At 70.0% G+C, this 21238-nt stretch carries 17 protein-coding genes; 11 read left to right on the plus strand and 6 right to left on the minus strand.

Features of this window, described 5'->3' with window-relative positions; genetic code table 11:
• The first annotated feature begins 88 nt into the window (after nt 1-88).
• The 6 genes from ACXKZF_RS11570 to ACXKZF_RS11595 all read left to right on the plus strand — a co-directional run bounded on the left by ACXKZF_RS11570 (nt 89) and on the right by ACXKZF_RS11595 (nt 7322).
• Nucleotides 89-781: a response regulator transcription factor gene (locus tag ACXKZF_RS11570; RefSeq protein ID WP_055956528.1), complete on the plus strand. Its 693-nt coding sequence runs from the start codon at nt 89-91 to the stop codon at nt 779-781.
• A gap of 56 nt (nt 782-837) precedes the next feature.
• Complete coding sequence (locus ACXKZF_RS11575; protein ID WP_488984285.1) at nt 838-3006, plus strand: RNA degradosome polyphosphate kinase; 2169 nt, start codon at nt 838-840, stop codon at nt 3004-3006.
• Nucleotides 3003-3941 carry an NUDIX hydrolase gene (locus ACXKZF_RS11580; RefSeq protein WP_055956522.1) on the plus strand — a complete coding sequence of 313 codons (939 nt, stop codon included), beginning with the start codon at nt 3003-3005 and terminating at the stop codon, nt 3939-3941. The genes ACXKZF_RS11575 and ACXKZF_RS11580 overlap by 4 nt, the downstream gene beginning before the upstream one ends.
• Before the next feature lie 161 nt (nt 3942-4102).
• Nucleotides 4103-4453, plus strand: a complete 351-nt coding sequence (locus tag ACXKZF_RS11585; protein ID WP_488984286.1) for a 4'-phosphopantetheinyl transferase family protein — start codon at nt 4103-4105, stop codon at nt 4451-4453.
• A gap of 348 nt (nt 4454-4801) precedes the next feature.
• Nucleotides 4802-6178: an HNH endonuclease signature motif containing protein gene (locus ACXKZF_RS11590; RefSeq protein ID WP_488984287.1), complete on the plus strand. Its 1377-nt coding sequence runs from the start codon at nt 4802-4804 to the stop codon at nt 6176-6178.
• Between the two features lie 361 nt (nt 6179-6539).
• Entirely contained in the window at nt 6540-7322 is a 783-nt protein-coding gene (locus tag ACXKZF_RS11595; RefSeq protein ID WP_488984288.1) for a hypothetical protein, read from the plus strand.
• A gap of 22 nt (nt 7323-7344) precedes the next feature.
• Here the strand turns inward: ACXKZF_RS11595 and ACXKZF_RS11600 are convergent, their stop codons facing one another.
• Together ACXKZF_RS11600 and ACXKZF_RS11605 are read right to left on the minus strand one after the other, a co-directional pair.
• Nucleotides 7345-8643, minus strand: coding sequence for a M1 family metallopeptidase (locus ACXKZF_RS11600; RefSeq protein ID WP_488984289.1), 1299 nt, complete (start codon nt 8641-8643; stop codon nt 7345-7347).
• Entirely contained in the window at nt 8640-12578 is a 3939-nt protein-coding gene (locus ACXKZF_RS11605) for a Pls/PosA family non-ribosomal peptide synthetase (RefSeq protein ID WP_488984290.1), read from the minus strand. The genes ACXKZF_RS11600 and ACXKZF_RS11605 overlap by 4 nt, the downstream gene beginning before the upstream one ends.
• Before the next feature lie 166 nt (nt 12579-12744).
• Between ACXKZF_RS11605 and pstS the strand changes: the two genes are divergently transcribed.
• The 4 genes from pstS to pstB all read left to right on the plus strand — a co-directional run bounded on the left by pstS (nt 12745) and on the right by pstB (nt 16814).
• The gene (gene pstS / locus ACXKZF_RS11610) at nt 12745-13860 is read left to right on the plus strand and encodes a phosphate ABC transporter substrate-binding protein PstS (RefSeq protein WP_055956512.1); all 1116 of its coding nucleotides are present in this window, start codon (nt 12745-12747) and stop codon (nt 13858-13860) included.
• 78 nt (nt 13861-13938) lie between these two features.
• Complete coding sequence (gene pstC, locus ACXKZF_RS11615; protein ID WP_055956509.1) at nt 13939-14883, plus strand: phosphate ABC transporter permease subunit PstC; 945 nt, start codon at nt 13939-13941, stop codon at nt 14881-14883.
• A gap of 1 nt (nt 14884) precedes the next feature.
• Nucleotides 14885-15994, plus strand: coding sequence for a phosphate ABC transporter permease PstA (gene pstA, locus ACXKZF_RS11620; RefSeq protein ID WP_055956506.1), 1110 nt, complete (start codon nt 14885-14887; stop codon nt 15992-15994).
• A gap of 40 nt (nt 15995-16034) precedes the next feature.
• A complete protein-coding gene (gene pstB / locus ACXKZF_RS11625; RefSeq protein ID WP_055956505.1) occupies nt 16035-16814 on the plus strand; it encodes a phosphate ABC transporter ATP-binding protein PstB in 780 nt (259 codons plus the stop codon).
• Nucleotides 16815-16927: 113 nt separating this feature from the next.
• On the opposite strand, the gene ACXKZF_RS11630 is transcribed toward pstB, so the two are convergent.
• The 4 genes from ACXKZF_RS11630 to sigK form a co-directional block, all read right to left on the minus strand.
• The gene (locus tag ACXKZF_RS11630; protein ID WP_488984291.1) at nt 16928-17812 is read right to left on the minus strand and encodes an aminodeoxychorismate lyase; all 885 of its coding nucleotides are present in this window, start codon (nt 17810-17812) and stop codon (nt 16928-16930) included.
• 288 nt (nt 17813-18100) lie between these two features.
• A complete protein-coding gene (locus tag ACXKZF_RS11635; RefSeq protein WP_488984292.1) occupies nt 18101-18739 on the minus strand; it encodes a DNA-directed RNA polymerase subunit beta in 639 nt (212 codons plus the stop codon).
• A 78-nt stretch (nt 18740-18817) separates the two neighbouring features.
• Entirely contained in the window at nt 18818-19627 is an 810-nt protein-coding gene (locus tag ACXKZF_RS11640) for an anti-sigma factor (protein ID WP_488984293.1), read from the minus strand.
• Nucleotides 19624-20226, minus strand: coding sequence for an ECF RNA polymerase sigma factor SigK (sigK, locus tag ACXKZF_RS11645; RefSeq protein WP_488986001.1), 603 nt, complete (start codon nt 20224-20226; stop codon nt 19624-19626). Before sigK ends, ACXKZF_RS11640 begins: the two co-directional genes overlap by 4 nt.
• A gap of 309 nt (nt 20227-20535) precedes the next feature.
• Here sigK and ACXKZF_RS11650 point away from each other — a divergent pair, with 309 nt between their 5' ends.
• Nucleotides 20536-21210, plus strand: coding sequence for a fasciclin domain-containing protein (locus tag ACXKZF_RS11650; protein WP_055956492.1), 675 nt, complete (start codon nt 20536-20538; stop codon nt 21208-21210).
• Nucleotides 21211-21238: the final 28 nt, after the last annotated feature.

Raw genomic sequence — 21238 nt, forward strand, 5'->3', positions numbered from 1 at the left:
TCGCGCGCACGCGCAGCGCCGGTGATGAGGCCGCGGCCTCGTCGCCCTAAGATGATCGGGTGCGCGACACGCCGCACGGGAGGTCCTCTTGGCACAGCTTCTGGTACTCAGCTCCGCCCCGGGCGGCGGCGCTGCCCTGCCCGCGCTCGAATTGCTGAGCCACCGCGTGCGGCAGATCCCGGCCGAGGCAGCGCAGCTGGTGAACGCCCCCAGCGCCGACGTCATCTTCGTCGACGCCCGCTTCGACCTCGTCGGCGCCAAGTCGCTGTGCAAGATCATGTCGACCACCGGCATCGAGGCTCCACTGGTGCTCATCATCACCGAGGGAGGCCTCACCGCGGTCTCCACCGACTGGGGCATCGACGACGTCGTGCTCGTCGGGGCGGGTCCCGCCGAGATCGACGCCCGCATCCGACTGGCCATGGGTCGCCAGACGGCCGATCAGGTGTCGACGCGCATTCAGACCTCGGGCATCACCATCGACGAGTCGTCGTACTCGGCGAAGGTGCACGGCAAACCCCTCGACCTCACCTACAAGGAGTTCCAACTCCTGCACTTCTTCGCCACGCACCCCTCTCGGGTCTTCACACGCGAACAGCTGCTGAGCGAGGTGTGGGGGTACGACTACTTCGGCGGCACCCGCACGGTCGACGTGCACGTGCGGCGCCTGCGCGCCAAGCTCGGTGACCTCGAGCAGCTCATCGGCACCGTGCGCAACGTCGGCTACCGCTTCAACGTGTACGAGGACGACGCCCCCGTCGCGGCATCCGCCCCCGTCTGACCCGACGCGAACCGCCCGTTCACTCCCGTGTCACCGACCACTGCAATGATGTGGGGATGATGGAACACGACGTGCTGGATACGGGGCTCGGCGACGCCGACGACGACGACTTCGATGAGGCCGTCGAGGCCGAGGACGACCAGTTGCCCGATCACCGGTACCTCGACCGCGAGGTGAGCTGGTTGGCGTTCAACCAGCGCGTCCTCGAGCTGGCCGAAGACCCGGCCGTCCCCGTGCTGGAGCGGGCGAACTTCCTCGCCATCTTCGCCAGCAACCTCGACGAATTCTTCATGGTGCGCGTCGCAGGGCTGAAGCGCCGCATCGTCACGGGACTCGCCGTACCCACGAACGTGGGCCGAGCACCACTCGACGTGCTCGCCGACATCTCGGCCGAGGCGCACCGCCTGCAGGAGCGCCACGCGGCCGCCTGGACCGAGAAGGTCCGCCCCGCGCTGGCCGAGGCCGGCATCAAGGTCGTGTCGTGGGACTCCCTCGACGAGGACACCGCGGCTCGATTGACCGAGTATTTCCAGCGCAACGTCTTCCCGGTGCTCATGCCGCTCGCCGTCGACCCGGCGCACCCGTTCCCCTACATCTCCGGGCTCTCGCTCAACCTCGCCATCCGCATCCGCAACGCCCGCACCGGTCGTCAGGAGTTCGCGCGCCTGAAGGTGCCGCCCATGCTTCCGCGCTTCGTCGAGGTGCCGGGAGACGGCCCGGGCGTGCGCTACCTCCCGCTCGAGGAGCTCATCTCCAACCACCTGGGAGACCTCTTCCCCGGCATGGAGGTTCTCGACCACCACGCGTTCCGCCTCACCCGCAACGAAGACATGACGATCGAGGAGGACGAGACCGAGAACCTCATCCAGGCCCTCGAAGCCGAGCTCCTGCGCCGCCGTTTCGGCCCGCCGATCCGCCTCGAGATCACCGAGGACATGGATGACGTCACCCGATCGCTGCTGCTGAGCGAGCTCGACATCACCGAGCAGGAGGTCTACCGGCTTCCCGGCGCCCTCGACCTGCGCGGGCTGTTCGATCTCTCGCGCATCGACCGCCCCGACCTGCGATACCCGCCTCACGTACCCAAGACCGCTCTGGCGTTCCAGCCGCCGGAGCAGAACGGCCGCGCCGACCTCTTCCGTGCGATCCGCAAGAGCGACGTGCTCGTGCACCACCCGTACGAGTCGTTCGCGACGAGCGTGCAGGCCTTCCTCGAGCAGGCCGCCCGCGACCCGCACGTGCTCGCCATCAAGCAGACCCTCTATCGCACCTCGGGCGACAGCCCCATCGTGCAGGCCCTCATCGACGCTGCCGAGGCGGGCAAGCAGGTGCTGGCGCTCGTAGAGGTCAAAGCGCGCTTCGACGAGGCGAACAACATCGTCTGGGCCCGCAAGCTCGAGAAGGCCGGCGTCCACGTCGTCTACGGCCTCGTGGGCCTCAAGACGCACTGCAAGCTCGCCCTCGTCATCCGTGAAGAAGAGGGGCGACTGCGCCACTACAGCCACGTCGGCACCGGCAACTACAACCCCAAGACGAGCCGCATCTATGAAGACTTCGGCCTCTTCACCGTCGACGATCAGGTGGGTCGCGACCTGACCCGCCTGTTCAACGAGCTCAGCGGCTACGCGATCGAGAAGAAATTCAAGCGCCTGCTCGTCGCACCCCTGCACCTGCGCAAGGGCCTGCTGCGACACATCGACAAGGAGCGCCGCAACGCGCTGGAGGGCAAGCCGTCCGGCGTGCGCATCAAGGTGAACTCGATGGTCGACGAGGAGATCATCGACGCGCTGTACCGCGCCAGCCAGGCGGGGGTCCCCGTCGAGGTGTGGGTGCGCGGCATCTGCTCGATCAGGCCGGGAGTCCCGGGCATGAGCGAGAACATCATCGTGCGCTCCATCCTCGGCCGCTACCTTGAGCACTCGCGTATCTTCTCGTTCGCGAACGATGGCGATCCGCAGATCTTCATCGGCAGCGCCGACATGATGCACCGAAACCTCGACCGCCGCGTCGAGGCGCTCGTGCGCGTCGTCGACGAGAACCAGTTGCGCGAGCTCACCTCGTTGTTCGACCTCGCGATGGACGACGGGACGAGCTCGTGGCACCTCGGGCCGGAGGGCGAGTGGACGCGTCACAGCGTCGCCGCCGACGGCACGGCCCTCATCGACCTGCAGGAGCACACGATGTCGCGCGTCCAGCGCAAGCGCCGCGCCCGGACGGCCCGATGACGGAGACCGCCGTCTATGCCGCCGGCGGCGTCGTGTGGCGCCGGGTCGAGGGCAAACTCCGCATCCTGCTCATCCACCGCACCAAGTACCGCGACCTCACCCTGCCCAAGGGAAAGGTCGACCCCGGCGAGACGCTCGCCGAGACGGCGGTCCGCGAGATCCGCGAAGAGACCGGCATCCGTGTCGCACTCGGGGTCCCCGTGGGCGTCTCGCGGTATCGGATGCCGAACTCGCGCACGAAAATCGTGCACTACTGGGCGGCCGAGGCCACCGATGCGGCCGTGCGGACGTCGTCGTTCGTCCCCAACAAGGAGGTCGCGGCGATCGAGTGGGTGAGCATGAAGAAGGCGCGTAAGCACCTCAGCTACCCCGTCGACATCGAGATCCTCGACGAGTTCGCCCGCATCGTCGACGAGCAGGCCCTCCCCACGTTCCCGGTCGTGGTGCTGCGCCACGGCAAGGCGCGCTCGCGCGACGAGTGGGACGGTGATGACGCGGACCGCCCGCTCAACGCGCGCGGCCGTAAGCAGGCCGAGGCCATCGTCGGACCGCTGTTGGCCTTCGGGGTGCGTCGGGTGGTGTCGAGCCCTGCTGAGCGCTGCGTGCGCACCGCCACCCCGATCGCGCAGGCGATCGGTCAGCGGGTGCAGCTGTGCGCCGACATCAGTCAGGATGCGTGGGAGCAGGGCCGGGCCGACGCCCGAGCCGTCATCGGGCAGCGGGTGCGCGCGCGCAAACCCGTGGTCCTGACCAGCCACGGGCCCGTCCTGCCCGCCCTTCTGCACGAACTCGCCCTCGCGACCGGCACGATGGGCGGCTCCTATCTCGGCAGCGCGTCCGCCCTCGAGCCGGGCGCGTTCTCGGTCGCCCACGTGCCGGTGGAGCACCCGGGCGCGGGCATCGTGGCGATCGAGACACACGAACCGCGGGCGTGACCCTCCCGCCGGGCATCCGCATCGCGTGGCGGGCGGTTCTCCCGGGGTCGTCGCGGAGGGACACGTCGCGGGCGCTCCTCGCGGAGTTCCTCCCGGGCGCGAGGTTCGTCTCGCGATGCCCGCGGTGCGGTGGGGACCACGGTCGGGTACGGGTGGAGTGCGTGGATGCCACGGTGTCGGTGTCGTACGTCCCCGGGTGGACCGTCATCGCCGTGACACGAGAATACGGGCGCATCGGCGTCGATGCGGTTCCGGCGGACGCCGCGGGACTCGAACGTGTGCTGCCCGGTGAAGCGGATGCACAGGCCTGGGCGCGTGCGGAAGCCGTGCTCAAGGCCGACGGACGGGGTCTGACCGTCGACCCGGCACAGGTCGTCGTCGAAGAGGGCGCGGACGGGTGGCGGGCATGGATCGTCGAGCACCCGGGCGACCGGGACTCGACGGCCGAATGGCGTGGGTGGGACCTCGACGGCCCCGAGGGTGTCGTGGCGGCGGTCGTCGTCCCCCGATGACGTTGTCGAGGCTATAGGGCCGACACACCGGCCCGCGGCCCGACGAGGTGCTGAGCCCGGCGAGGTGCTGAGCCCGGCGAGGACACCGGCCCGCGGCACCCGCCCGCGGCACCCGAGGTGGCTGAGCCCGTCAACGCCACCGGCTTACCGCGGCCACGCTGACCCTTGCGTCCGACCCCTCCTCCCCACCGCCGCGGATTACCCATCTGTCCCCGCCCATCCCTCACGACCCGGTCCAATGTCGGAGGTCGTCGCTAGCATGCACACATGCACTCCGACACCGTCTCCGCACCCCCGCCAGACCCTCCCCCACCAGACCCACCCCGCTCATCGCGACCCCTCACCGCGGTGCTTGACGACGTTCTCCGCACGGGCGCTGCCCTCGCCGCCGCCGAGGTCGCCCGCACCCGCGCGCTGGCGGAAGCCGGGCACCTCGCCCTCGACGTGATGGCCGACCAGCGCGCCACCGCCCGCGCCGCGGAGCTGGCGTTACGGGAGGTCGCATCCGAACTCGCCGCCGCCGAGCACCTCTCCGACCGCACGATGCAGACCCAGATCGGGCGGGCGATGATCCTCGTCGACGACTACCCGCACACCCTCGCCGCATGGGAGGCGGGGGCGATCACCCGCGCCCACGTGCACGCGATCCTCGACATCGGGGCCCCGCTCCCCGTCGACGCCCGCGGGGAGTTCGACCTGCTCGCCGTGACCACCGCCGAGAGCCTCAGTCCCGGCCGGTTGCGCTCCCGCCTGGCGATACTCGCCGAACGCCTCCACCCCACCACGATCACCGAACGCCACCACCGCGGCCGCGACACCCGCAGCGTGCGCATCGTCACCGGCGAAGACGGCATGTCCGACCTCATCGCCACCCTCCCCACCGTCCTCGCCGTCAGCATCTACGACCGCCTCACCCAACAGAGCCGGGCGATCATCGACGCCCGCACCGGGGGAACGTTCGCGCTTCCCGACACACAGGACACCGCACGCCACAGTGCCGGAAGACCGGCGGCACCAACCGACACCACGACCCGCGGAGAAAGCACCGCCACCGTCGTAGCGACGGATGAGCGCACCACCGCACAGCTACGCGCCGACATCCTCACCGACCTGCTGCTCACCGCCGCACCCGAAGCCGACCCCACCCGCACCGACGACGGCCCCGGCACCCTCGGCACCATCCGCGCCCGCATCCAGGTCATCGTCCCCGCCCTGACCATGCTCACCCCCGACCGCGAGAACCTCGACCCCGCCGAACTCGTCGGCCACGGCCCCCTCGACGCCGACACCGCCAAAACCCTCGCCGACACCACCCCCCTCCCCTGGGACCGCGTCATCACCCACCCCCTCACCGGGGCCGTGCTGCACACCGACACCTACCACCGCACCACCGCCATCGACCGCCACCTCCGCGCCCGCGACCGACACTGCCGCTTCCCCGGCTGCACCGTCCCCGCCACCCGCAGCGAAGTCGACCACACCCACGACCACGCCCTCGGCGGCGAAACCACCATCACCAACCTCGCCCACCTCTGCCAACGCCACCACACCCAAAAACACCTCACCCACTGGACCGTGAAACAACTCCCCGGGGGAGTCCTCGAATGGACCAGCCCCACCGGCCGCACCTACACCGACGAACCCCTCCCCTACTCCCCCGCCGTCCGCTTCCTCCCCGACAACCCACCCCCACCCGACCCAGAACAGGGCCCCGCACCCTTCTGACACCCGACATCCGCTTCTGCCTAGGCGCACGAACGACACGCCCGCGCCCGAGGGACGCCGCGGCTCGCCGCCATTCCCGCGCAGCTGGGTGAAGGGTTGTCCCGGCGTCCGGCGTCCGGCGTCCGGCGTCCGGCGTCCGGCATCCGGCGCGCTGACACGCCGGCGACCCGACATCCCCGCATCCGGCGCGAAGGCGCGGAGGCGCGAAGGCGCGAAGGCGCGAAGGCGCGAAGGCGCGGAGGCGCGAAGGCGCGAAGGCGCGGAGGCGCGAAGGCGCGGAGGCGCGGAGGCGCGGAGGCGCGGAGGCGCGGAGGCGCGGAGGCGCGGAGGCGCGGAGGCGCGGAGGCATTATGAATGGTGCATGCTCCTCCCGGACGAAGCCCTCCCCGCTCTCCCGTCGCGTACGGCCGACCTCGACGACGACTTCGCAGAAGGGTTCCCCGATCCCTCCCGCTGGATCAGCTCGTACCTGCCGCACTGGACCGATGCCGAGCGGGCAGCGGCCCGGTGGAATGCCGAGGCCGACGGCGTCCGGCTCCGGATTGACCAAGATCAGCGCGACTGGCGTCCCGAGGACGCTCCCCTGCGAGTGTCCAACCTGCAGACGGGGCTGTTCGCGGGAGAGAAGGGATCGCATCGCGGCATGCACCGCCACCGCGACGACCTGACGGTACGCACGGAGGTGCCCACTTCGCTTCTGTTCATCCCCACCCGGGGTCGCGTCGACGTCACACTGTCTGCCACCCGGGACAGCGGATGCATGGTCGCCGCGTGGCTCGTCGGGACGGAGCACCTCTCACCACGCGATGCGGGCGAGATCTGCCTCTTCGAGATCGACGCCGACGCCGTCACCGACACCGAAACCCGCGCCCGCAGCGGAATCAAGGCGCATCACGACCCTCGATTGGCGACCGACATGGCCGAGGTCTCGCTTCCCTTCGACGCGGGCCGGCCGCACACGTGGACGGCCGTTTGGGGCGACGGCGAGACGATCATCGGGTGCGAGGGCGTCGTCGTCCGACGCATCGCCCAGGCCCCCGACTACCCGCTGGCGCTCATGATCGACATCTTCGAGGTCGATGCCGCCGTCGGCCCGTACCCGAAGTCCTTCGTCGTGCACCGGGTTCGTGGCTGGAACGGGTGACCCGCCCGGAATCCCGCGCGAGTCAGGGTCGCGACGGCAGAGCTTCGGAATCGATCCAGCGCGACAGCACCGCGGCGGCATCCGGTCCGCCCGCTCTCTCGACGGCGACGCGGAAGTCGTCGGTCGTGACCAACCCGTGCCGGTGCTCCGACGTCCACGAGCGCACCAGGTCGAAGAACGCCTGGTCGCCCAGAGTCCGACGAAGAGCGTGCAGTGTCAGTGCTCCGCGCTTGTAGACGCGGTCGTCGAACATGTCGTCGGGACCGGGGTCGGCCAGGAGCAGATCGCGGGGCTTGGCGGCGAGGCGCGCGTAGTGCTCGGCGACACAGGTCTCGACGGGGGTGCCGCCCGAGGCATCCGACCACAGCCACTCGGCGTAACAGGCGAAGCCCTCGTTGAGCCAGATGTCGCGCCAGCGCGCGATGCCGACGCTGTTCCCGAACCACTGGTGTGCCAGCTCGTGCGCCACCAGACGCTGAGCCGCCGGTACGAGATGGTTCATGCCGAAGACGGCGAGCCCCTGCGCCTCGAGCGGGATCTCGAGCTCGTCGGCCGTGACGACCAGCGAGCAGGTGTCCTGCGGATAGGGCCCGAAGAGCCGGTCGAACACGCGCAGCATCTCGGGCACCGCTGCGAACGCACGATCGACCGCCGCGCTCAGCGACGGGGGCGCGGTGACGCTGATCGACGGCACGGCATCCACTCCCCCACCGACGAGCGGTCGGGTGCGGTAGCGGCCGACGTGGACGGCTGCGAGGTACGTCGCGGTGGGCACGTCGGAGGTGAACGTCGCTGTCACGCGTCCGCCGCGCCGGGTCGTGGGACCCGCGACCCCCGTCGCCGCCACCGTGTAGCCGTCGTCGACGGTGATCTCCATGCGCATGCGCGCTCGATCGTCGGGACGGTCGTTGCACGGGAACCAGGTCGGCGCACCGATCGGCTGGCCCGCCACGAGCGCGCCGTCGGTCAACTCCTCCCACCCCACCGCTCCCCAGCGCGAGCGTCGCGGGGCCGGAGCGCCCGCGTACGCCACCTCCACCTCGAACACGTCGCCCGCGGCGAGCGGTCGCGGGGGCGTCACGCGCACCACGCGCGGACCGGCGGCGAATCGGGCCGCCGCCCCGTCGACGCGGACGCGCGACGTGCGCAGCCCCACGAGGTCGAGCGCGAACGAGGTCAGCGGCTCTCGCGCGACGGCCACGATGGTCGCCGTCCCCTCGAGGCGGTTGGTACGCACGCGATAGCCGAGCGCGAGGTCGTAGGACCTCACGTCGTACGACGCGTCACCGCTCTGCGGGGCGTAGGGGTCGGTCGTGCTCACGTCGTCGACTGGTAGGCGCGAACCTTCACCGCGCGCCAGGGTCCGATGGGGTTGCCACTCCAGCGCGAACCGACCGGAACGGTCTCGCCGCGCATGACGAGGGAGGCGGGGCCCACGGTGGCGTGCGCCCCCAGCGTGGATGCCGGCAGCACCACGCTGTGCGGGCCCAGGGTCGCCCCGGGTTCCAGCTCGACGGTGTCCATGCTCATGATTCGATCATGGAACAGATGCGTCTGAACGACGCATCCGCGGTTGACGGTTGACGCATCGCCCAACGTGACCAGGTCGGGTTCGGGCAGCCAGTAGCTGTCGCACCACACGCCCCGTCCGATCTTCGCGCCGAGGGTCCGCAGCCACACGGCGAGCGCCGGCGTCCCCGACGCCGCGCGGGCGAACCAGGGCGCCGCGACCATCTCGGTGAACGTGTCCGACACCTCGGTGCGCCACACGAAGCTCGACCACAGCGGCTGCTCCCCCGCGCGGATGACGCCGACGATCGCCCACTTCGCGGCGGTCGACACCCCGGCGGCGACCGCTCCGGCGGCCAGCAGGACGACGCCCGACAGCAGGAGCGTCCACACCGGTCCCGCGGTCTCCCACAACGCCGCGAGGGTGAACAGCACACCCAGACCGATGCCGCAGGTCACCACGACCGGCACGAAGCGGCAGAGTTCCCACAGGGTACGAGCCAGGCGCAGACCCGGTCCGGGGTTGTACGTGCGGGAATCGTCGACACCGGCCGACAACCGACGCAGCCGCACCGCCGGCGAACCGAGCCACGACGACCCCGCCTTGGCTTTCAGCGGAGCGGCCGACAGCACGGCGACGAGCCCGTCGCGCGGAACGCGGTGGCCGGGGGCGGCCATGCCGGAATTACCGAGGAACGCGCGCTTGCCGATGCGCACCTGTCCGATCCGCAACCATCCGGCGCGCAGTTCGTAGGAGGCGACCATGGTGTCGTCGGCGAGGAACGCACCGTCCTCGATGCGCGCCATCGAGGGGATGAGCAGGACGGTGGATGCCTCGACGTCGCGGCCGACGCGCGCGCCCAGCATCCGGAGCCACACGGGGGTGCACAACGACGAGTAGAGGGGGAAGAGGATCGTGCGGGCGGCATCCAGCAGTCGTTCGATGCTCCACGCCTGCCACGCGACCCGGCTGCGTACCGGATGCGTGCCCTCGGACAGACCGATCGAGAGCAGGCGGACGAGCAGGACGACGGATGCCGCGAAGACCAGGCCCGTGAGGGCGACGCCCGGAACGAGCCAGATGAAAGCCCGACCCGCCGCCTCGGCGAGCGAGTCGGCGCCGCGCATACCCTGGGCCACGACGAGTCCACCCACGGTGAATGCCGCCAGCGGCAGCAGGGCGAGCGCGACCGCGGACGCGGCGTAGGCCCACAACCAGCGCGTCGGCGCCGGCGGACGCTCGGTCGGCCATCCCTTCGCGGTGCCGCCCACGCGCACGGCGGGCGAGCCCGCCCACGACTGATCGGCCTTGACTCGACCGAACACCGCCGAACCGGGCGCGATCTCGGCGCGACGGCCGATACGGGTGCCGGGGGCGAGGGTCGAACGCGCGCCCACCGTGGCATCCGCCCCGATCCGCACCTCGCCGATGCGCACGAGGTCACCGTCGATCCAGTACCCCGTCAGATCGACCTCCGGCTCGATGGACGCACCGTCGCCGACCTCGAGCATGCCCGTGACGGGCGGCAGGGCGTGCAGGTCGACGTTGCGGCCGATCCGTGCGCCCAGTGCCCGGGCGTAGTACGACACCCAGGGGGCTCCGGCCAGGCCCACGGCGTCCACCTGATCGGCGATCTGCTCGGCCAGCCAGAGCCGGATGTGCACCCACCCCCCGCGGGGATAGTCGCCCGGACGAACGTCCGCCAGCAGAAGACGAGCGGATGCCACGGCGATCGCCATGCGCCCGAACGGGGTCGCGAACACCAGCAGACCGCCCACGAGCACGGGCCAGGGCACGCTGGGCAGCACGTCCAAGCCCGGGACGAGCTCCAGGATCGCGGAGGCTGTCAGCAGGTAGAGCAGCCAGCGCACCCCGGAGAGGATGAACAGGGGCGCGCCGAGGAGCGTCTGCGCCCACTGCGTCGTGCGGGGTGTGGGCGCGGCACGGTGGAACTCCGCAGGCGCCTCGTCGGCGAGCTGCGGCCCCAGCGCCTTGGCCATGGCGCCCAGACGCGGTACGTCGTAGATGTCTGCCACCGAGAACTCCGGCACCCGCGTACGGATGCGCGAGACGAGTTGCGCTGCGGCGAGCGAGCCGCCGCCGAGGTCGAAGAAGTCCGTCTTGCGCTCGGTCACGGGAAGACCCAGCACCGCCTGCCACTGCTCGGCGAGCCAGCTCTCGTCGGCGGTGAAGTCGGTGGCGGCGGGGGCATCCACACCCGGCAGGGGCCACGGCAGCGCGGCGCGATCGACCTTGCCCGACGTGCGGACGGGCAGGGCGTCGACGACGCCGAGGAGGGGGATCGTCGCCGCGGGGAGCCGCTCGGCGAGCGCCGCACGGGCGGCCCCCCGGTCGAGCTCCACGCCCTCGTCCATGACGAGGTAGCCCACGAGCACCGGCACGCCGGCCTCGGTCGAGCGGACGGCGACGGTGGCTGCGCTGACCCCCGAGAGATCCTGCAACGCCGACTCGACCTCGCCGAGCTCGATGCGGCGCCCGCCGACCTTGACCTGGTCGTCGGCGCGCCCCTGGAAGACGAGTCCCTCGGGCTCGAAGCGCACGAGGTCACCGGAGCGGTAGGCGCGGTCCCAGCCGAGGGTCGGCATGGGCGCGTACTTCTCGGCGTCCTTCGCCGGGTCGAGGTACCGCGCGAGGCCGACGCCGCCGATGATCAGCTCGCCCACCTGGCCCTCGGCGACCGGGAGGCCCTCGGCATCCACCACGGCGAGCGCCCATCCGTCGAGCGGCAGGCCGATGCGCACGGGCAGGGAACCATCGAGCGGGGCGGCGCAGGCGACGACCGTCGCTTCGGTGGGGCCGTACGTGTTCCACACCTCGCGCCCGTCGGCGACGAGCCGCGCGGCGAGTTCGGGCGGGCACGCCTCGCCGCCGAAGATCAGCAGCCGCACGTTCTCGATGGAGTCCGCCGGCCACATCGCCGCCAACGTCGGAACGGTCGACACCACCGTGATGCCCTGGCGCAGCAGCCAGGGCGCGAGATCCTCACCGGAGCGCACGAGCGACCGGGGCGCCGGCACGAGGCACGCCCCGTGCCCCCACGCCAGCCACATCTCCTCGCACGAGGCGTCGAACGCCACCGACAGACCCGCAAGCACGCGGTCGCCGGGGCCGAGGGGCTCCTGCTGCAAGAAGATGCGGGCCTCGGCCTCCACGAACGCCGCGGCCGAACGGTGCGAGACCGCGACGCCCTTGGGAACGCCGGTGGAGCCGGAGGTGAAGATGATCCATGCGTCGTCGTCGACGGTGGGCGGGGCGACGATGGGCACCGCGTTGGTACTCGGGTGGGGCGCGTCGCCGTCGTACAGCCGCACGAGGTCGGCATCCTGCGCGACGAACTCCCCCTCCCCCGCGACGATGCCGCGAACGCCCGCCTCGCCGAACACGAGGCGGGCACGGTCGTCGGGATCGTCGGCATCCACCGGGACGTAGGCGGCCCCGGCCGCCATCACCGCGAGGATCGAGACGTACAGCTCCTTCGATCCGGAGGGCATACGCACGCCGACCCGGTCGCCGCGGCGGACCCCCGCCTCGTGCAGGGCCGCCGCAGTCCGCCACACGCGCGCCAGGAGCTCGCGATAGCTCAGGGCGCCCGAACCGTCGTCGATGGCGGAGGCCTCCGGATGCCGAGCGGCGACGTCGGCGAGGAGGTCGATGAGGGTGCGCGCGGCGGGCGCGGCACCGATGCGATCGAGGGAAGCCTGGGCGGCGGAGGCGGGGATCGTCACGGAGGTGAACAGTACAGCGCCGAGGGAAACACCCCGGAATGGCGGGGCTGGTTCACCGCCCGTTCACCCGAGGGGCGCACTCTCTTAAGGATCGCTGTTTAGCGTTCCCGGCGAGTCCCCAGCGGGGCTCACCTCACAGCTCCCGATATCCCGAAGGACTTTCATCGTGAAGATCACTCGCTTCGCCCAGCTCGGCGCGCTCACCGCCGTCGCAGCTCTCGCCCTCGCCGGCTGCGCCGCGAACGAAGGCGGCGGCAGCACCGGCGGCAGCAGCAGCGACACCGGCTCGAACCTCTCGGGCGAGGTCGCCAGCGGTGGTGCGTCGTCGCAGGAGGTCGCCGTCCAGGCGTGGACCGCCGGCTTCCAGACGGCCAACTCGGGCGTCACCATCACCTACGACCCCTCCGGCTCGGGCGCCGGTCGCGAGTCCTTCCAGGCGGGCGCCTTCCCGTTCATCGGTTCGGACCGCGCATTCAACGACGAAGAGGTCGCGGCGGGCGGCTTCGGCGCCTGCGCCGACGGCTCGGGCATCGTCGAGCTCCCGACGTACATCTCCCCGATCGCGGTCATCTTCAACCTCGAGGGCGTCGACTCGCTCAACCTCGACGCCGCCACCGTCGCGGGTCTGTTCGCGGGCACCATCACCAACTGGAACGACCCGGCCATCGCCGCCCTGAACCCGGGCGTCACGCTCCCCGACCTGGCCGTCACCCCGGTCCACCGTCAGGACGACTCGGGCACCACCCAGAACTTCACCGACTACCTTTACCAGGCCGCCCCCAGCGTCTGGACGTCGGAGGCCGACGGCGAGTGGCCGCTCACCTCCGGTGAGGCCGCCAACGGCACCTCGGGCGTCGTCTCGGCCGTGTCGGGCGCCAACGGCACCATCGGTTACGCCGACGCCTCGCGCGCCGCGCAGGAAGGTCTGTCGACCGTCGCCATCAAGGTCGGCGACGACTTCGTCTCGTACTCGCCCGAGGCCGCTGCCGCGATCGTCGACGAGTCGCCGTTCGTCGAGGGCCGCGCCGACGGCGACCTCGCCATCGAGCTCGAGCGCACCTCGCAGGAGGCCGGTGTCTACCCCATCGTCCTGATCAGCTACATGATCGCGTGCGAGCAGTACAGCGACAACAACACGGCCTCGATCGTGAAGTCCTTCCTCGAGTACGTCGCGAGCGAAGAGGGTCAGACCGCCGCCGCCGACGCCGCAGGTAGCGCCCCCATCAGCGACTCGCTCCGCGAGCGCGTCAACTCGGCGATCGACCTGATCGTCACCCAGTAATACCCCTGAGACCCGGCCCGGAGCACACGAAGGCTCCGGGCCGGGTTCTCGCCCGTTCTAGACCCGAGACAGGACGACATGACCACCACCACGGCTCCGGCGCCACAGAAGCCGAAGCAACGCCCGGGAGACCGCGTCTTCTCGGGTACCGCCCTCTTCGCCGGCTCCATGATCCTCGTCACACTCGCCGCGGTGACGATCTTCCTCGTCGCCCAGTCGATCCCTGGATTCACCGCCACCAGCGAGAACGCGTCGATCCTCAGCAGCGACTTCTGGTCGTACGTGGGCCCCCTCGCCTTCGGCACGATCTGGGCGTCCATCCTCGCGCTCATCATGGCCGTGCCCCTTTCGGTGGGCGTGGCGCTCTTCATCTCGCACTACGCGCCCCGCCGCTTGGCACAGGGCCTCGGATACGTCGTCGACCTCCTGGCCGCCGTGCCCTCCGTCGTCTTCGGCCTGTGGGGCATCCTGGTGCTCGCGCCGGCCATCCAGCCGGTCTACGCCTGGCTCAACACCAACGCGGGCTGGTTCCCGTTGTTCTCCGGAACGGTCTCGGCCACCGGCCGAACGATCCTGACCGCCGCTGTCGTCCTCGCCGTGATGATCACCCCGATCATCACCGCCATCTGCCGCGAGATCTTCCTGCAGACGCCCGTCCTCCATGAGGAGGCGGCCCTCGCCCTCGGCGCGACGCGCTGGGAGATGATCCGCATGGCCGTCTTCCCGTTCGGTCGCAGCGGCATCGTTTCGGCGTCGATGCTCGGCCTCGGCCGCGCGCTCGGCGAGACGATGGCCGTCGCGCTCGTCCTCTCGGCATCCGGAGTCGTCACTCTCCAGCTGTTCACGTCCGAGAACCCCAGCACCATCCCCGCCAACATCGCCCTGACGTTCCCCGAGGCCTACGGCTTCAACGTCAACGTGCTCATCGCAACGGGTCTCGTGCTCTTCATCGTCACCTTCGCGGTCAATGCGCTGGCGCGCTACATCGTCAGCCGCCGCAAGGAATTCTCGGGAGCGAACTGACATGACCGCCACGTCCACTGCGCCGCGCACCCCGGCGACCGCGACACCCACGCGTTCGACCAACAACCTCACCAGCGGTCGCCTCCCCTCGTGGGCTCCGTGGGTCACCCTCGCCGGCAGCGCGGGCCTCTCGGCCCTGCTCCTGGGCATCGTCTCCCTCGCCGCCGGCGGCCCGTTCAACATCGCGGGATGGGCGGTCGTCGCCGCCATCCTGTACCTGGTCCTGATCACCACCATCTCCACGATCATCGAGGGGCGACGCAAGGGCGTCGACCGTCTGGTGACGGGCGTCGTGGTCATCGCCTTCGGGATCGCCATGGTCCCGCTGGTCTCGGTGGGAGTCACGGTCGTCACCAACGGCGTGAGCGGCATCAGCGCCGAGTTCTTCAACTCGTCGATGCGCAACGTCGTCGGCGAGGGCGGCGGTGCCCTGCACGCCATCATCGGCACGGTGCTGATCACGCTGGCCGCAGCCGTGATCTCGATCCCGATCGGCATCTTCACCGCCATCTACCTGATCGAGTACGGCGCCGGCAAGCGTCTCGCGCACGCGATCACCTTCCTCGTCGACGTCATGACGGGCATCCCGTCCATCGTCGCGGGCCTGTTCGCCTACGCGCTCTTCGCCCTCTTCCTCGGCCCCGGAATCCGCATGGGCATCATGGGCGCGATCGCTCTGGCGGTGCTGATGATCCCTGTCGTCGTGCGCTCGACCGAAGAGATGCTGCGGCTCGTCCCCAATGAGTTGCGCGAGGCGTCGTACGCGCTCGGCGTGCCCAAGTGGCTCACGATCAGCAAGGTCGTCCTGCCGACGGCCGTGGCGGGTATCACCACCGGTGTGATGCTCTCGATCTCGCGCGTCATCGGCGAGACCGCACCTTTGCTGCTGACCGCGGGTGTGGCCACCTCGGTGAACTACGACCTTTTCAACGGCCGCATGATGACGCTGCCGGTGTTCGCCTACTCCCAGTACATGAACCAGGGCATCCCCGCGTCGGCCTTCATCGACCGCGCCTGGGGCGCGGCCCTGGTGCTCATCGTCATCGTCATGGTGCTGAACCTCGTCGCGCGCGCCGTGGCGAAGTTCTTCTCCCCCAAGCTCGGCCGCTGACCGCGGCACGTCGACCCGACCAGAAATCACCCGAGGAATCGTGTCCAAAAGCATCGAAGTAAACGACCTGAACGTCTACTACGGCGACTTCCTCGCTGTCGAGGGCGTGTCCCTCGACATCGAGCCCCGCACCGTCACCGCCTTCATCGGCCCGTCGGGTTGCGGCAAGTCGACCTTCCTGCGCACCCTCAACCGCATGCACGAGGTCATCCCCGGCGCTCGCGTCGAGGGTTCCGTGCTGCTCGACGGCGACGACCTGTACGGCTCGGGCGTCGACCCCGTACTGGTGCGTCGTCAGGTGGGCATGGTGTTCCAGCGCCCGAACCCGTTCCCGACGATGTCGATCCGCGAGAACGTGCTGGCCGGGGTGAAGCTGAACAACCGCCGCATCGCCAAGTCCGACGCCGACGCGCTGGTCGAGAAGTCGCTCAAGGGCGCGAACCTGTGGAACGAGGTCAAGGACCGCCTCGACAAGCCCGGCTCGGGCCTGTCGGGTGGCCAGCAGCAACGTCTGTGCATCGCACGCGCGATCGCCGTGTCCCCCGACGTCATCCTGATGGACGAGCCCTGCTCGGCACTCGACCCCATCTCGACCTACGCGATCGAGGAGCTCATCGGCGAATTGAAGAGCGAGTACACCGTCGTCATCGTCACGCACAACATGCAGCAGGCATCGCGCGTGAGCGACAAGACGGCGTTCTTCAACATCGCCGGCACCGGCAAGCCCGGCAAGCTCATCGAGTACAACGACACGTCCACGATCTTCACCACGCCGTCGGTGCAGGCGACCGAGGACTACGTCTCGGGCCGCTTCGGGTAAGCACCCGACCCCACGCGAAAGCCCTGCTCCGGCGGGGCTTTCGTCATTTCCGGATGCCGAGCACCGGCGTCACCTGACGACGACGCCCTGCCCCGGGCGGCGGGCGCGGCGGATCAGTCCCGGGGACTCAACAGGTAGGCGTTGAGCTCGTCGCTGAAGGCCCGGTCGATCGGGAGAGCCCGCCCGTCCACCGCGGAGACCGGGGCTGCGAGACGCACGCTCGACAGCAGCCACGCGGCCTCCGCGTCCGCGAGCTCGGCGACCGAGACCGTGGCGTAGTCCGTGGCGAAACCCCGCCGTTCGAGGTGCGCGAACAGACTCACCTGCGTGGTGCCGTGCAGGATGCCGACGCTCGGCGCGGGTGTCACGAAGCGCTGACCGACGCGCAGGACGACGGATGCCGTGGGTGCCTCGAGCACGAAGCCGTCGCTGCTGACGAAGACCGCATCGTCGGCCCCGCGGCGTTTCGCCTCGCGGATGGCGGCCATGTTCGTCGCGTACGACAGGGTCTTGGCCCCGAGCAGCAGCCACGGCGCGCGGGCGGGCACGTCGAGGGCGTAGCCGCGGTCGAGGGTCGCGACGCGGACGCCGTCGATGCGCGCCGCCGTGTTGTCGGGCGCGTCGGCGAGGGTGATCCAGGCGGTCGGTGCGTCGGTCCCCTCGACACCCCGGCTGAGCAGGAGCTTCATCACGTTCTCGCCCCGGCCCGCCTCACGGGCCACCGTCACGATCGCCTGTCTCCATTGCGCGAGATTCGGCGCGGGCAGATCGCACAGCTGGGCCGAGTGGGCGAGGCGCTCGAGATGAGGCTCGACCTCTTGCGGGTGGGCGTCGACGACGCCGAGCGACTCGAAGACGCCGTCACCACGTTGGGCGCTGAGCTCGCCGATGGGAAGAGCGGGAGCGAACGGGTCGATCGCGCGGAACGTGTCGACGAAGGACTCCCTCCGCTCGACGGATGCCGCGGGGTCGATGCGGAGAGCGGAGCGCCAGGCCATGCAGCGAGCCTACGCGGCGGTTCTGACACGCCCGGGGCTTGTCAACGGGGCCGCGAGTGGGAATGACTCGGGCTCGCCCTTGTTACACTTTCCTAGCCGGGCCGCAGTAACCCCGGGCTCCATCTTTTGCCGCTCTGAGCGGCCATGCGCCGAGAGGCGTTCTGCGGTCCGGCACCCAATCCCCTCCAGGTAGGACCCTGTGCGAATCTCGCACCCGGCTCGCCGACCCGTCGAGAAGACCGCGAGCCCCCGTCATCCGGTGCGCTGCCGCTCGAAAGCCCCGCCGAGTCAGGTGAGCGCGTCGCGACGCCACAGCGCCGCGCATGCCGACAGGTCTTCGGCGTAGGTCGCCAGGCGCAGGGCTCGCGTGGTCAGCGCGCTCGCGCGCTCCGACTCCGTGTTCTCGTAGTCGTCCGCGAGGTGGGTGGAACCCGCTGCCTGCACGCGACAGAAGGCGGCCGCGCGATCGAGAGCGACGGCGAAGTCGCCCTCGAACAATCCGCGCAGGATCGTGTCGATGAGGCGCACCAGCTCCTCGGGCCCCGCGGGTGCCGGGGCGCCCGCCACCACGGCATCCACCGTGGCGATCTCGACCCGGCCGCGCTCGTACAGCAACGCCGCGGTCGCCGCGTCGTCATGGATCATGAGCTGCAGCAGGTACAGCCGCCAGAGCGCGCCCGGAAGCGAGCGGGCGGGCGAACGCGACCACAACTCGGCGATGTCGTCGATGCCGTGATCGTCGGTGAAGGCTACGAGGCGCTCGACGACGTCGACCGAGGGATCGGCACGCACGCAAGACAGAAGCGCGTGAGCCGTGCTGTGGGCCACCCGCGACACCTCGGCGGGATCGTCCGCCGCGAAGAGGCGGTCGAACAGTTCGGCGGGGCGCCGCACCGGCTTGTGGAACTCGCGAGAGGAATCGCTCATCCATCCAGGCTAGGCGGTCCCCCACCGCCCGCGGGTCGGGACCCGCCCCCCGGCCGGGCCCCGCCTCGGGTGGTCGTGTCAGGCCGTGGCGACGGCGACGACCGGGTCGGTGCTCGGTGTTCCGTCGGGCGACCCGCCCGCCGGCTCGATCGTGACCGCGATCACGTCACCGGCGTGCATTTCTCCCTGCAAGACAGCGGTGGCCTTGCCGTCGGCGTCGGGCTGGAACGTCCCTGCCGCGATCGGGGTCTCACCGCGGACGAACCACAGCTCGTACGTCGTGCCGTCGGCAAGCTCCGGCATCCCGTCGGTCACCAGCACACTCTGCCCCGTCGACGGCGACCAGTGCGCCGTCGCGACGGTTCCGTCGGACATCGTCGCCGAGGCCGACTGCGCGTCGGGGGTGTCCTCGATCTGCTGCAGGGCGACGACCGCTGCGGGAGGCGCGAAGAACTGACTGACGGTCACCGCACCGAATCCGAGCACCAGCACGGCCGCGAACGACGCGGCGAGGGCGAACCATCGCTTCGTCCCCCATCCCGTGCGGCCGGACGAACGGAGGGCGACGGGCTCACGCACCGTCGCCGCCGGGGCGATGCCCAGAGCAGCGAAATTCTCGTCTTCCGCGGAGCTCCGCACCTCCCGTGGCTCTGCTGACTCCTGCGGGAGCTCCGAGATGCGGGCGAACAACGACGCGCGCACGGCGGACGGCGGCTCGACCGGTTCGACGGAGGCGCTGAGAGCGGCGACGGTGTCGACCGCTCCGCGGACGTGATGGTCCCACTGTGGATTGCCCGCGAGAGCCTCCTGGTACGCGCGTTCATCTGCCTCGGATAGCGCATTCAGCGCATGTCCGACGGCGAGGTCGGCGAAATCCCTCTCGTTCACTTGTCCACCCCCATCTCCATCCTCAAACGCGACAGACCGTCACGCATCCTGGTCTTGACCGTACCGAGCGGCGCCCCGACGAGGGTCGCGATCTCACTTTGGCTGTACCCACCGAAATAGGCCAGCGTGAGCGCTTCCTTCTGAGCTTCGGGGAGCGTCGCCAGTGCATCGACGACGCGCCGCCCTTCCATTTTCAGTTCGACTTTCTCGGACACGTTGTCGTAGGCGACATCCATATCCCGGAAGCCCGCGCGTACGTCCCGATCCACGCTCGACTGCGACGACCGCACGCGGTCCACCGCTCGTCGATGCGCGATCGTGAGTATCCACGATCTTCCCTGGCCTCTATTCGGAGTGAACTTCGCAGCGGATTGCCAGATCTCGAGGAAGACCTCCTGCAGCACCTCTTCGCTCTGCGACCGGTCGACCAGGACGCGCCGGATGAGACCGAAGGCGCGGGCGGCGAGGGAGTCGTACACCTCGGCGAAAGCAGCACGGTCGCCGTCCGCGACACGCAGCAGCAGGGTGCCGATGTGATCGACCTTCTCGAGCCCCTCGTCGGGCAGGTCGAAACCGTCGATCACCATGGCATCCATCATTCCGTACTGCCGGGACGATTCCTGTACGCGCGCGCGAGCACGCGAAAGGTCTGCCCGAACCGTTACATAGGCCATCCCCTCGGCGATTCCCACGAACCGAGAAATATTCCAAAGAGTATTTTCAGCACTCTGATCTGGGTTTTCCCGATCTCAGGATGCCGAGGAACGACCGGATGGGAAACATTCCGCAATCCGTTCCCCGAGGGGTCCCGAAGACCCTGTGTAAGCCGCTCCACGGCGAACCGCCCCTCGCACCGGGGTGTCCTTGACGGGTCGCAGACGCGATCCGAACGATTTCGGAGGAATGTCATGCTCACCAATAAGAAGCCTGTCGTCGCCGGTCTCGCCCTCGTTCTGGGCTCGGCCTTCGCTCTCACCGCATGTTCGGGCGGCACCACCTCGGGTGGCACGACCACCGAGGAGAGCACCGCCCCCTCGATGGAGGCGTCGCCTTCGATGTCGGCCTCGGCATCCGCGATGGACCCGGCCGCCAACCTCGTCGGCCCCGGTTGCGCCGGTTACGCCGAGACCGTCCCCTCGGGTGCCGGTTCGGTTGCGGGCATGGCCGCTGACCCGGTCGCCGTCGCCGCCTCGAACAACCCGCTGCTCACCACGCTCACCGCGGCGGTCAGCGGACAGCTGAACCCCAACGTGAACCTGGTCGACACGCTGAACGGTAGCGAGTTCACCGTCTTCGCACCGGTCGACGACGCTTTCGCCAAGATCGACGCCGCGACCATCGAGACGCTGAAGACCGACACCGACCTGCTGACCTCGATTCTGACCTACCACGTGGTCCCCGGCCAGATCGCCCCCGACGAGATCGACGGCACCCACACCACGGTCCAGGGCGCCGACGTCACGGTCGCCGGCTCGGGCGACTCGATCACGGTCAACGGCACCTCGAACGTCATCTGCGGTGGCGTTCAGACGGCCAACGCCACGGTGTACCTCATCGACACGGTGCTGATGCCCCCGATGTAATTCCTCGACGCGTGAGCGATCACGCGCT

It is taken from the genome of Microbacterium sp. ABR10 (assembly GCF_057812175.1).